This is a genomic window from Promicromonospora sp. NPDC110617 (assembly GCF_055598465.1).
In genome coordinates this window covers 1943770-1956399 of the sequence record NZ_JBVKBM010000001.1, presented here as the reverse complement: position 1 = coordinate 1956399, position 12630 = coordinate 1943770, and the positions used below count along the sequence as shown (strand labels likewise).

9 protein-coding genes are annotated in these 12630 nt (G+C 72.4%); 1 reads left to right on the top strand and 8 read right to left on the bottom strand.

The features are described 5' to 3' along the window. Positions 1–2 precede the first annotated feature (2 nt). On the bottom strand, positions 3–1133 hold the full coding sequence (locus tag ACZ7LE_RS08565; protein WP_470402863.1) for an AI-2E family transporter: 1131 nt from the start codon (positions 1131–1133) through the stop codon (positions 3–5). A gap of 126 nt (positions 1134–1259) precedes the next feature. Beyond that, positions 1260–2483, bottom strand: a complete 1224-nt coding sequence (locus tag ACZ7LE_RS08560) for an ROK family protein (RefSeq protein ID WP_470402862.1) — start codon at positions 2481–2483, stop codon at positions 1260–1262. An 88-nt stretch (positions 2484–2571) separates the two neighbouring features. Here ACZ7LE_RS08560 and ACZ7LE_RS08555 point away from each other — a divergent pair, with 88 nt between their 5' ends. Then, positions 2572–4254 carry a glycoside hydrolase family 13 protein gene (locus ACZ7LE_RS08555; RefSeq protein WP_470402861.1) on the top strand — a complete coding sequence of 561 codons (1683 nt, stop codon included), beginning with the start codon at positions 2572–2574 and terminating at the stop codon, positions 4252–4254. Between the two features lie 100 nt (positions 4255–4354). Here ACZ7LE_RS08555 and ACZ7LE_RS08550 read toward each other — a convergent pair whose 3' ends face one another. From ACZ7LE_RS08550 to ACZ7LE_RS08525, 6 genes are all read right to left on the bottom strand, one after another. Further along, positions 4355–5341: a glycoside hydrolase family 130 protein gene (locus ACZ7LE_RS08550; RefSeq protein ID WP_470402860.1), complete on the bottom strand. Its 987-nt coding sequence runs from the start codon at positions 5339–5341 to the stop codon at positions 4355–4357. An 8-nt stretch (positions 5342–5349) separates the two neighbouring features. Further along, entirely contained in the window at positions 5350–6183 is an 834-nt protein-coding gene (locus ACZ7LE_RS08545) for a carbohydrate ABC transporter permease (protein ID WP_470402859.1), read from the bottom strand. Position 6184: 1 nt separating this feature from the next. Continuing rightward, positions 6185–7108 (bottom strand): carbohydrate ABC transporter permease, encoded by a 924-nt coding sequence (locus ACZ7LE_RS08540; protein WP_470402858.1) that lies wholly within the window; start codon positions 7106–7108, stop codon positions 6185–6187. Between the two features lie 5 nt (positions 7109–7113). Next, positions 7114–8400 carry an extracellular solute-binding protein gene (locus ACZ7LE_RS08535; RefSeq protein WP_470402857.1) on the bottom strand — a complete coding sequence of 429 codons (1287 nt, stop codon included), beginning with the start codon at positions 8398–8400 and terminating at the stop codon, positions 7114–7116. Next, complete coding sequence (locus tag ACZ7LE_RS08530) at positions 8397–9434, bottom strand: LacI family DNA-binding transcriptional regulator (RefSeq protein ID WP_470402856.1); 1038 nt, start codon at positions 9432–9434, stop codon at positions 8397–8399. The genes ACZ7LE_RS08535 and ACZ7LE_RS08530 overlap by 4 nt, the downstream gene beginning before the upstream one ends. Positions 9435–9637: 203 nt before the next feature. Beyond that, positions 9638–12547: an ATP-binding protein gene (locus tag ACZ7LE_RS08525; RefSeq protein ID WP_470402855.1), complete on the bottom strand. Its 2910-nt coding sequence runs from the start codon at positions 12545–12547 to the stop codon at positions 9638–9640. Between the last annotated feature and the right edge of the window lie 83 nt (positions 12548–12630).

The following is a 12630-nucleotide window of genomic DNA, read 5'->3' as shown; positions in this document are numbered from 1 at the left end:
GCTCACCGACCCCGCCGACCGGCACGTCGACCGCGCCGCTCTGCCTTCGCCGCCGTGTCCTGGGCCTCCATGACTCTCCTGGCCTCGTCGAGATCGCCGAGGGCCGGTCGAACCCAGGTCAGGTTCGGGTTCGAGTCCACGACGAGCATCCGCACCAGCAGGGTGAGCGGGATGGCGAGGACTGCGCCCATGGGACCGAGCACCACCGCCCAGAACAGCACCGAGAAGAACGTGAGCGACTGGCTGAGCTGTACCGCGTTGCCGACGACGCGCGGCTGGATCAACGACTGGATCACGGCGTTGACGATGCCGTACACCACGATCACCGTGATCACGAGCGGCCAGCCGCCCACGAGCGCCCCGAACACGATCGGCGGCACGATCGCGATGAAGTACCCGATGTTCGGGATGAAGCTGCACACGAACGCGAGCAGGCCCCAGAGCGCCGCACCGGGTACACCGAGCAGTACGAGCACGATCCAGTTGACCACGCCCTGGGCGACGCCGAGGAGCGTGGTGACCACCATGTACCGGCGGACGCCGACCGTGTAGGCGACGCCCACGCTCGCCAGCCGGGGTCGGCTCGGGGCGAGCCCGCGCACCAGGGTCCTGGCGAACGACGAGTCCATGCCCATGAGCATCACCATCGTCAGGAGGATCACGGCGGCCGTCACGAACCCGCTTGCGCCGCCGACGATCCCACCGATGAACCCCAGTACCTTGTCGGGGTCCAGCCACGACGAGATCTCGTCGACCTGCTGCTGTCCGAACCCGATGCTCGTGAGCCAGGCACCGAGGTCGGCCGCCCAGGACCGGAGCTCGCCCGTGTACTGCGGCAGGAGCGCCAGGAACTGGGCGAACGACACGAACAACGCGCCGACGAACAGCGCGAACAGCAGCAGCGCCGCGAACACGACAGCACAGGTCGCGACGCCCCGCCTCACGCCGAGGCCCTCGAGCCGAGCACGGAGCGGATAGACGCAGATCGTGAGGACGAGCGCGAAGAACGACCACACGAAGATCTCGGCGATGGCCGAGAGCCCGAATGCCGCGAGCACGGCACCCCCGAGTCCGATCATGAGGTAGGCGGTGCGGTGCACCGGCGTCGGCGTGGCATCGACCTCGACGGCCATGACCTCACCCCCGTTCCCGTCGCTCGGGTCTGCTCTGTGACAGTGCCGGGCGTCCCGACGAGATGTGCTCACCCGTTGCGGGTGAGGTGGCCGGGTGGCGCGTCAGAAGAGCAGGGTGTTCGCGACCTACACCGAGAGCCCGGGGCCCAGACGGACGCTGTCGAGCGCCGCCGTCCGCACCCGCTCCAGCGCGAGCGTCGACGCGCCGACGATCACGGCGTCCGCCCCGAACGACGAGGCGACGAGCTCCGGGGCGGGCGGGTGCACCATCCCGTCCAGCAGGGCCGCCGTGCGCCGCAGCAGGTCGCCGACCACGGGTGCGACGCCGCCCGCCACGACGATCCGGTCCACGTCGAGCATGCCGTCGATGACGGCGCACACCCGGGCGAGCCGGTCGGCCAGGCGGTCGACGACGGCGATGGCGCCGGCGTCGCCGGCCGCGGCCGCCGCGAACACCGCCGGGGCGTCGATCGCGCTCACGGGCAGGGCGCCCAGGGGGCTGTCGGCGGGCAGGACGCCGGACGCGTGCGCCTCGCGGCCCCAGGCGCGGGCGAGGTGGCCGAGGCCGTGCGGGCTGCCCACGCCGACCACGTAGTCGAGCAGGCGCATCTCGCCGGCCCCGCCGTTGCTGCCGCGCACGAGGGCGCCGTCCACCACGATGCCGGCGCCGAACCGCTCGCCCGACAGGAGTGCGGCGAACGAGCCGACGTCGCGCCCCGCCCCGAGGGCGCGCTCGGCGTGCGCGGCGAGGTTGGCGTCGTTCTCGACGGTCGGGTGCCAGCCGCGCCGGCGGAAGTGCTCGGCGAAGCCCGGGTTCATGCGCGCCCAGAAGGTGTTCGGGCCCGGCGGGGTCACGCCCTGCGCGTCCGTCAGGGCCGGCACGCCGACGACGATCCCCAGCACCCGCGCGGGGTCGACGCCGGCCGCGGCGAGCGCCTCGTCGATCGTGGTGTCGGTGACGGCGAGCCGGTCGGGCGCGTTGTCGTGCGCCGTGTCGATCGGGTGCTCCCGCCGCCCCACCTCGGCGCCCCGGAGGTCGCTGACGGTGGCGAGCACGCGGTGCTGTCCGGCGTCGACCCCCACGACGTACCCGGCGTCGGCTCGCAGCTGGTAGAGGCGGGCGGGCCGGCCCTTCCCCGCAGGCTCGGGGGCGCGCTCGACCTCGCGCATCCAGCCGAGGTCGATCAGCTCGGTGCACCGGCTGATCACCGTGGAGCGGGTCAGCCCGGTCGCGTCCATGGCCTCGGCCGCGGTGAAGACGTCGGTGGCCCAGGCGAACTCGAGCACGCTCGTGGCGTTGATGCGTCTCAGCAGTCCTGACGACGGCACGTTCCGGGGTGCTCGGCTCACGCTTGACCTTTCGCGTCCGACGCTGGAGGCTCTCTCCAGGGCATTAAATCTAACGCTTGCATAAAATAGACGACGGCCCGCACCCCGCATGACGAGCAAAGGATCCCGCACCGTGACCAGCACCCTCAGCGAGCAGCAGCTCCTCGTCGACGACCCCACCTGGTGGCGGCAGGCCACCGTCTACCAGATCTACCCGCGCAGCTTCGCCGACGCGAACGGCGACGGCATCGGCGACCTGCGGGGCATCATCTCGCGGGTGCCGTACCTGAAGCGTCTCGGGATCGACGCCGTCTGGCTGAGCCCCTTCTACCCGTCGGCCCTGGCCGACGGCGGTTACGACGTGGCCGACTACCGCGACGTCGACCCGCGGATCGGCACGCTGGACGAGTTCGACCAGATGGTGGCGGCCCTGCACGGCGCCGGCATCCGCGTGATCGTCGACATCGTGCCGAACCACTCCTCGGACCTGCACGTCTGGTTCCAGCAGGCCCTGGCCGCGGGCCCGGGCAGCCCGGAGCGGGAGCGCTACATCTTCCGCGACGGCCTCGGCGAGGACGGCGCGCAGCCGCCCGCCGACTGGACGAGCATCTTCGGCGGCCCGTCGTGGACCCGTGTGCCCGACGGCCAGTGGTACCTGCACCTGTTCGCCAAGGAGCAGCCCGACTTCAACTGGGACAACCCCGAGGTCCGCGAGGACTTCCACCGGACCCTGCGGTTCTGGTCGGACCGCGGCGTCGACGGCTTCCGCATCGACGTGGCCCACGGCCTGACCAAGGAGCTCGCGGAGACCCTGCCGAGCCAGGCGGAGCTCGACGCCATCACCGAGCCGGGCGCGCACCCCCTGTGGGACCGCGACGAGGTGCACGAGATCTACGCGGGCTGGCGCCAGGTGTTCGACGAGTACACCCCGCCGCGCATCGCGGTGGCCGAGGCCTGGGTCGACACGCCCCGGCGCCCCCGGTACGCGAGCGCCGACGGCCTGGGCCAGGCGTTCAACTTCGACCTGCTGGAGGCCGACTTCGACGCGGCCCAGTACAAGAAGATCATCGCCGACAACCTGGCGCTGTCCGCCGCATCGGGGTCGTCGACCACGTGGGTGTTCTCCAACCACGACGTCGTCCGCCACGCCACCCGGTACGCCCTGCCGCCACGCGACGGCAAGCCGGGCAAGCAGGGCCAGGCCTGGCTGCTGTCGGGCGGCACCGAGCCCGCCGCGGACGTCGAGCTGGGCCTGCGCCGCGCCCGCGCCGGGACGCTGCTCATGCTGGGCCTGCCGGGCAGCGCCTACCTGTACCAGGGCGAGGAGCTCGGCCTGCCCGAGGTCGCCGACATCCCGGCCGACCAGCACCAGGACCCGGCGTTCTTCCGCAACCCGGGCGTGGACCCGGGCCGCGACGGCTGCCGCGTGCCGCTGCCGTGGACGCGCGGCGGCTCGTCGTTCGGCTTCGGCACGGGGGCCGCGCACCTGCCGCAGCCCGCGGGCTACGGCGACCTGTCGGTCGAGGCGCAGGACGGCGTCGCGGGCTCGACGCTGGAGCTCTACCGGGCGGCGCTCGCGCTGCGCGACGAGCTGCAGACCGACGAGACGTTGGAGTGGGTGGACGCGCCCGACGACGTCGTGCACTTCACGCGGCCCGGCGGCTGGCACGTGGTGACGAACTTCGGCACGGAGCCGACGGCGCTGCCCGACGGCGAGGTGCTGGTCACCAGCGAGCCGCTGGCCGACGGCCTGCTGCCGGGCGCGACGACGGCGTGGGTCCGGACGGCCTGACTCCGCGCGGCGTCGGGTGACCATGCGGTTGCTGCCAGGACGGTACTCGTCCTGGCAGCAACCGCATGGTCCGGACCGGGCCCGGGGACGGCGGCCCGGCTCAGGCGCCCAGCGTCGCGCCCCAGGTCTGCTTCGGGTCTGCCACCGCCACGGCCAGCGTGGTGTCGGACTGGCCGTAGTACGCGAGCCACTTGTCCTGGAAGTGCACCAGGCCCTCGACGAACGTCACGTTGGACACGAGCCCGTTGCGGTCCTCGAACGTCTGCGGCCGCAGCCACGGCTCCTGCAGCCGGGCCAGCACCCGGGTCGGGTTGTCGGGGTCGATCGCGATCTGACCGCAGCGGTAGTCGACGTCGACGCTCCCGTCCGGGTTGATGGTGCGCGTGGCCCCGTTGGTGAGCATGACGAGCAGGCCGTTCTCGGTCAGCACGGGTGACGTGCCGATCTCCACGAGGTCGGCGTCGAACGAACCCGGCGTCGGCGAGTACATGGGCTCGGTGTCGGGGGTGCCGGGCGTCCAGTGGATCAGGTCGTCGCTGGTGGCCCAGTAGATCGCGCCCTCGCCGAAGTACATCCACCACTTGCCCTGCATCCGCACGGGGACGATCACGCCGGCCTTGGACCAGTTGAAACCGCGCGGGTCCACGGTCGCGAACGTGTCGAACGACTCGAACATCGGCCCGTGCCGGGTCCAGTCGTGCAGGTCGGTGGAGGTGGCCAGGCAGAGCTGGGCGCTGTGCCGGTCCCAGCCGGTGTAGGTCAGGTAGAAGGTGCCGTCGATGTACGCGATGCGGGGGTCCTCGCACCCGTAGCGTTCGTAGTCCTCCACCGGCGAGAGGATCGGCTCGGCCTCCCGCTCGAAGTGGAAGCCGTCGCGGCTCCGGGCCAGCCCGATGTGGGACACGATGTCCTCGGCGTGGGCCCGGTACAGGAGCACCACCTCGTCGTCGACCACGAGGGCCGCCGGGTTGTAGAGGTTCGCGGACTCCCAGCTGCCCCCGCGGGGGCGCAGGATCGGGTTGTTCTCGTACGGGACGAACGGCCCGAGCGGGAACGTGGCGTGGGTGAACATGCTGGTGACGTCCATGGTGTGGGTCAGCCCTTCACGGCGGAGCCGATGTTGGATGCGGTGAAGTACCGCTGGAACAGGCAGAACAGGATGACGACGGGAACCGCGAGCGTGGTGGCGCCCGCGAGGATCGCGCCGTTCGGGTTGGCGGTGGACTGGGCCACGTTGGAGATGTAGTTGGCCAGGGAGACCGCGAGCGGCTGCAGCGTGGCGTCCTTGGTGATGAGGAACGGCCAGAGGAACTCGTTCCACGGACCGATGAAGGTGACCAGCACGACCGTCGTCAGGGCCGGCTTGACCAGCGGCACGGCGATCGAGCGCAGGATGCGCAGCTCGCTCGCGCCGTCGATCCGCGCCGCCTCGAACATCTCCTGCGGCAGCGCCCGGAAGAACTGCGTGAAGATGAAGACGGCGGTGGTGTTGATCGCGAACGGCAGGATCATCCCGAGGTACGTGTCCCCGAGGCCGAAACCCCGGGTGATCTGCACGTACAGCGGGATCATCAGCAGCTGGAACGGCACCATCTGGACCAGCAGCATGAGCACCCAGGTGGCGCCCCGGCCGCGGAAGTCCAGCCGGGCCATCGCGTAGCCGGCCAGCAGGCCGAACGTCACCGTGCCCAGCAGCACGCCGGCGGTGAAGATCAGCGAGTTGCCCAGCGAGCCGAGCAGGTCGATCCGCGAGTCGATCGCCGCGAAGTTGTCGAGCGTCCAGCCGGAGGTCGGCAGGAGGTGGTCGGGGGTGTTGGTGGGGCTCTCCTGGAAGGCCCCCACCACCATGTAGTAGAAGGGAAAGGCGAACACGGCCGCCGCGAGGGTCAGCAGCAGGTAGCGCACCCAGGTCCCGCGTTGTCGTCGCATGTCAGCGCTCCCGGTTGATGCGGTTGGCGGCGAGCGAGAGGACGCCGACGACGATGACCAGCAGCATGCCGATCGCCGCCGCGGTGTCCGGGTTCTGCTGCTGGATGCCGCGCTGGTAGATGAGCAGCACCGGGGTCACGGACGCGCCGTCGGGCCCGCCGCCGTTGGTCAGCAGGTAGGGCTCGGTGAACAGGTTGGCCCCGGTGATGATCGCGAGCACGAGCACCAGCACCGTGGTGGCGCGGACGCCGGGCACGGTCACGTTGCGGAACCGCTGCCAGGCATTCGCGCCGTCGGTCGCCGCCGACTCGTGCAGCTCGCGCGGGACGCTCTGCAGCGCCGCGAGGTAGAGCAGGATGTAGAAGCCGAGCTGCTTCCAGGTCACGTAGAGCGCGATCGTCGGCATGGCGAGCGAGGAGTTGACCAGCCAGGACGGGTCCGGCGCGAGCGGCCCGAGGACCGCGTTGACGAGCCCGCCCGACGAGAACAGCAGCATCCACACCCCGACCAGCGACACGCTCGCCGTCAGGTACGGCACGTAGAAGGCGATGCGGTACGCCGCCGCCCAGCGGATCCCCGCGTTCAGGGCCGTGGCCAGCACCATCGAGAGCACCACCGTGAGCGGCACGTTGATGACCAGGAAGACCCCGATGTTCCGGAAGGCCTCCAGCACCTGCGGGTCCGTGAGCACGGCAGCGAAGTTGTCGAACCCCACGAACGGCTTGGGCACGTCGACACCGGGCGCGGTGAAGAAGTAGTCGTGGAACGCGATGTAGACCGCGAACCCGAGCGGGTACGCGAAGATCGCGAGAACGAAGACGAGGTAGGGCAGCGCGAACAGCGTGCCGATCGGCTGCCGCCCCCACCATCTCTGCCGCGTGGTGCGCACCTCGGTGGTGCGCAGCTCACCTGTTGCCGTGCTCACCCGGATCAGCCCTGGACGAGCCCGTTGATGGTCTCCGCGGCGCCGCTCAGGAACTCGTCCACGCTGGTCTTGCCGAAGATGACGGCCGACGAGTAGTCGTCGCGGAAGGCCTGCCACACCTCGACCGAGTTCGGGATGCTCGGCACGTCGCCGGTGCGCTGCGCCTGGTCGGCGAACACCTCGTAGGCGGGGTTCGCCTCGAAGTAGTCGGCGTACGTGGTGGCCAGGTCGGTGCGCAGCGGCATCTGGCCGGTGGCCTCCAGGAGCTGGCCGTCGCTCTCCTCGCTGGTGGAGAACTTGAGGAACTCCCAGGCGGTGGCCTGGTTCTCGCACGACGTGAACATCGAGACGTTCTTGGAGTCGGCGAACGTGATCGGCTCCGCCTCACCGCTCGACGTCGGCACCGGCATGAAGCCGACGTCGACGCTCTCGGCGTACGACGCGATGGCCCACGGGCCGGCGAGCTGCATCGCAGTGGTGCCGGCCGACATGGCGTCGTCCGTCGACGCCTCCTGCGGCGCGAGGCCCTCGGAGTAGATCGTCGCCCAGAAGTCGGCGACGGCCTTGCCGTTCTCGTCGTCGAACGTCGCCTGCTGGTCCTCGACCAGGGACGTGCCGCCCGACTCGGCCAGGTACAGCGGGTAGAAGTCGAACCACGGCTGGAAGAACTCGTTGGTCGGCGAGGGCCAGATGGCGCTGTCCGCGGCGCCCGACTCCACGATCTTGCGGCTGCCCGCGAGGAAGTCGTCGTAGGTGGCCATGTCCGGGTTCTCCGGGTCGATCCCGGCCTTCTCGAAAACCTTCTTGTTGTACATGACCATGACCGGGTTCGACTTCCAGGGGAGCTGGTAGTAGCCGTCGTCGGTGAGGTACGTCTGCGCGCCCTCGCCGACGCGGTCCTCGATGTAGCTCGCGCCGTCCTCGAACTGGGACAGGTTCACGAGCCCGCCCTGGCGGACCCACCCGGGCACCGCGGCGCTGGAGATGTTGTAGACGAGGCAGGGTGCCGTACCCGCGGTGATCGCGGCGGTGATGGCCTCCTCGGACGACGACCCGGCCGGGATCTCCTGGGCGGTGACCTCCTCGTCGGGGTGCTCGGCGTTCCAGGCGTCGACGACGTCCTGCCCCCAGCCGACCTCCTGTTCGTTGTTGGACAGCCAGACCGTGATCGGGCCGGTGCCGGAGGGGCTCTCGCCGCCGCCGTCACCTCCGCCGCCGCCGGACGAGCAGGCAGCGGTCAGGGCCACCGCGGTGAGCAGGGCGGCCGTTCCGGCCAGACGGGGGTGCTTCATGAGAACTCCTCCTCGAGTTCGGTGTGGGGTGCCTCGGGTGCGGGGCCGGCTGTGCTGGCACGCAGGCGAAGCGCGTTGCAGTCGACCGTCACGGACTCGGGCGGCTCGCCGGCGAGGTCGGCCAGCAGCCGCTCGGCGGCCACCCGCCCCCGCCGGAACGGGTCGGTCGAGACACTGGTCAGGGCAGGGCTCAGGTGAGCCGAGAGGTGGTCGTCGTCGAAGCCGGCGACGGCGAGGTCGTCGGGGACCAGCAGGCCCCGGCTCCGGGCGTAGGAATAGCCGGCGATGGCCATCGTGTCGTTGGCGTAGAGGATCGCCGTCGGCCGGTCGGGCAGGTCGAGCAGCTCGGCCGTGAGGGCCCGGCCGCTGCCGGCGGTGAAGTCTCCCTCACGCAGCAGCTCCTTGCTGCCGACGCTGCGGACGTACGCCCCCGCGCGGGCGTGCGAGTGCACGTAGTCGAGCGGACCCGACACGTGGGCGATCCGGGTGTGGCCGAGCTCGCGCAGGTGGGCGACCAGGTCGCGGACCGGCGCGGCGTCGTCCGTGCGGACGGTGGAGAACGGGCTCTCGGCGTCGTAGGCCCCCAGCAGCACCGCCGGGAGGCGGATCTGCTGGAGGTAGCCCACGCGCCAGTCGACGCGGTGCAGGTCGAGGACGATGACGCCGTCCGCCCGCCCGCTCGCCATGGCCCGGTAGGCGCGCTCCTCCGCCGTGCGGGTGCTCGCGACCTGGAGCACGAGAGCGATCTCGTGCTCCGCGAGCACCGCCTCCACGCCGGAGATGAACGCGGGGAAGAAGGCGTCGGACGCCAGGATCGAAGGATCGCGCGAGAGCACGACCCCCACCGCGTCGGTGCGTCGCGCGGCCAGCGCGCGGGCCCGTGAGCTGGGGACCCAGTCGAGCCGCTGCGCGGCGGCGAACACCCGGGCCTTCGTGGTCGCGGAGATCGGCCGCTTGCCGCTGTAGGCGTGGGACACCGTCGCCTTGGTGACGCCCGCCGCGCGGGCGACGTCGTCGATCGTCGGCCTGTCCATAACGCTCCTCCGTCATCGGGGCCGTCAACGTAAAACCGGTTTGACGATTCGGTCAACCGGTTTGACGATCGGGTCCCGAACGCCCGAATCGACCACCCGACTGACCCGCCGATCCCTGGACGCCGAGTCAGCGAGATGGTCGGACCACCCGGCTGACTCGGCGTCCTGGGATGGCCGAGTCAGCCGGGTGGTCGGCGAGTGGGTCAGCCTGCTGCGGCCGCGCGGTCCTCGCCCGCGTCGTCGAGCAGGTGGACGGCGAGGTCGGCCCGGGAGCTGCAGCCGAGCTTGCGCAGGGCGTTGCGGACGTGGCTCTCGACGGTGCGGGGCGAGAGGAACAGGTCGGCCGCGATCTGCCGGTTGGTGCGGCCCTGCGCGGCGAGCAGGGCGACCTCGCGCTCGCGGCCGGACAGCCCGAGCCCGTTGGAGCGCCGCCCGCCGCGCCACGGGTAGGGCACGGGCAGGCCCAGGCGGCGCAGGTTCCGCGTGACCCGGGCGACGTCGTTGCTCGCCGCGCGGCCGCCGTAGCCCCGCAGGGCCTCCTCCAGGAGCGCGGCGCCCTCGGCGTCGCCGTCCTCGGCCAGCCAGACGCCCAGCCGCTCGACCACGCGCGACTCCTCGTGGCGCAGCCCGGCGTCGGCCACGATCGTGCGCGCCTCGCGCAGCAGCCCGACGGCGGCGCGGTGGTCGCCGTCGGCGTGCGCCACGACCGCCCGGCACGAGTGCAGGGCCGCCAGCGCCAGCGGGGCGTCGACCACGCCGAGCCCGGCGGCCAGGCCCGCGACGTGGGCGCGCGCCTCCTCCGTGCGCCCCTGGGCGACGAGCGCGTCGACCAGGCACAGCAGGGGCTCCGCGGCCCACACCCAGTTGCCCTTCTGCCGTGCCGTCGCGACGGCGAGGCCGGCCTGGTGGGCACTGCCCGCCACGTCGTCGAGCGTGAGCAGCAGGCGGGCCAGCGCGCTGCGGCCGGCGAGCAGCGGCCAGACGGCGCCCACGCGGGCGGCGTCCTCCACGAGCGCGGTGAAGTGGGCGACGGCCTCCTGGGTGCCACCGGAGGCGGCCAGCATGATGCCGTGCAGCAGGTGGTCGTCCAGGGTGGCGGCGTCGTAGCCCGGACGGCGGACCACCAGCTCGTGCGCGCGCCCGGCCAGGTCGGACCAGCGTCCGGCGGAGCAGTCGACGGCGGCCGCGACCAGCTCGATCACGTCGGTGACCCGGAGGTACTCCGCGGCCGCCACGACGCGCCGCCCCTCGGCCAGCAGCCGCTCGGCGCGCCGGACGTGCCCCACGTGCAGCGCCGCCTGCGCCCAGTTCACGCAGGCGCGGGCGTGCTCGCGCGGGAAGTCGGCCAGGGCCTCGTCGGCGAGCAGCTCCTCCACGACGGACCAGCCCTCGGGCCGCCCCTGCTCGATGAGCAGGGACGCGTCGGCGATGCGCACCGCGAGCTCCACGTCGGTGGCCCCGCTGCGCCGGGCGGCGTCGCGGGCCTGCTGGCCGCGCGCGGCGTGCACGGTCATGGGGCGGTCGGCCACGGTCTCGGGCGCGGCGAGCACGGCGAGCGCCCGCGCGAGCAGCGCGGGGTTCGCGGCGAGGTCCGGCAGGGCCTGCTCGATCTCGCGGTAGCCGGCGTCGGCCAGGCCCTGCTGCCGGAGCAGCCGGCCCAGGGCGAACCGGAGCTCGCCGCGCACGTCGTCGGGCAGCGCCTCGGCGGCCAGGAGCTGTTGCAGCAGCGGTACGGCCTCGATGTGGGCCAGCCCGTCGACCGCCGCCCGGCCGAGCTTGACCGCCAGCCGCAGCCGCTGCTCGGTGGGCAGGTCGGCCTCCATGGCCTGCACCAGGAGCCGCGCGGCGTGGGCGTCGTCGCCGTGCGAGACGGCGAGGTCGGCGGCGTCCTCCGCGTACCGGACGAACCGGATCGTGTCCCCGGCGCGCTGGTAGTGGTGCGCCAGGCGCGCCACGGGCAGGGGCCCCTCCCGCTCCTCGATGGCGCGGGCGACCGTCCGGTGCAGCAGCCGGCGGGTGGGCGTGGGCAGCGCGTCGTAGACGATCTGCTCGGCCAGCACGTGCCGGAACCGCACCTGGCCGTCCTGCTCGTGCAGCAGGCCCGCCGTGATCGCGTCGACCAGGGCGGCGACGACGTCGGCGGGCGGGAGCCCGGTGACCTCCGCGATGAGGTCGACGTCGACGGGGTGGTCGAGCACGGACGCGACGCCCAGCACCTCGCGGGTGCCCTCGGCGACGCCGTCCAGCCGCCCGAGCACGACGTCGCGCAGGGCGGTGGGCACCGCGAGGTCGGTCAGCACGTCGTCCTGGTGCGCGCCGTCGTGGGGCAGCGGGGTCTCGTGCAGGGTGCCGAGCACCTCCTCGGCCACGAACGGGATGCCGCCGGTGCGCTCGTGGAGCGAGGCGGCGAACGCCTCGGAGACCTGGGTCCCGAGGATGCGTCCGGCCAGCTCCCCCACTCCCGCGGGGTCGAGCGGGCTGAGGCTCAGCGCCAGCGGCGGGCCGGACGCCGCCCGGGCGAACGACTCGCGCACCGGGAGCGCGCCCCCGCCGCTGCGCAGGGTCAGCACGATGCACAGGCCCGCGGGCTGGTGGGCGGCGAGGAAGGTCAGGAAGTCGAACGTGCTGCTCTCGGCCCAGTGCACGTCCTCCAGGACGAGCACCGCCGGGCCCATCCGGTCCAGCAGCTCGGCGGCGGCCCGGAACACCCGGTGCCGGGCGGCGCGCTGGTCGGCCAGCTCGGGAGGCGGCGGCGGGAGCCGGTCGCCCAGCTCCGGCACCAGCGGGGCGAGCGCGCCGACGATCGGGTTGTACTCGCCGGGCGGCACCAGGTCGGCGTGGTGGGAGAGCACGTCGAGCACCGGCGCGAGCGGCAGGGGCTCCTGCAGGTGCTCGCAGTGCCCGATCAGCACGGGCACGCCCGCGAGGGCGGGGTCGGTGGCGAGCTCCCGGACGAGCCGGCTCTTGCCGACGCCCGCCTCGCCGTCGATCACGACCAGCGAGGGGGTCTGCAGGACCTTGCTGACCAGGGACCCGAGCTCGGCGGTGCGGCCCACCAGGACGGGTGAAACTCGGGGCCGCGTGGGTGGAGCAGTCGTCTGGTCAAGACTCAACGGCCGCTCCCTCCGTGTCGTACCCGGGGGCCGGGGTGCCCGTCGTACAGGCAAAAGTCAGTGTATGGCACTGATGTTTCCGA

Excerpts from the sequence above, each read along its gene's own strand:
- ACZ7LE_RS08530 (WP_470402856.1), bottom strand. The coding sequence starts at position 9,434 with ATGGACAGGCCGACGATCGACGACGTCGCCCGCGCGGCGGGCGTCACC.
- ACZ7LE_RS08535 (WP_470402857.1), bottom strand. The coding sequence starts at position 8,400 with ATGAAGCACCCCCGTCTGGCCGGAACGGCCGCCCTGCTCACCGCGGTG.
- ACZ7LE_RS08550 (WP_470402860.1), bottom strand. The coding sequence starts at position 5,341 with ATGGACGTCACCAGCATGTTCACCCACGCCACGTTCCCGCTCGGGCCG.
- ACZ7LE_RS08565 (WP_470402863.1), bottom strand. The coding sequence starts at position 1,133 with ATGGCCGTCGAGGTCGATGCCACGCCGACGCCGGTGCACCGCACCGCC.
- ACZ7LE_RS08555 (WP_470402861.1), top strand. The coding sequence starts at position 2,572 with ATGACGAGCAAAGGATCCCGCACCGTGACCAGCACCCTCAGCGAGCAG.
- ACZ7LE_RS08545 (WP_470402859.1), bottom strand. The coding sequence starts at position 6,183 with ATGCGACGACAACGCGGGACCTGGGTGCGCTACCTGCTGCTGACCCTC.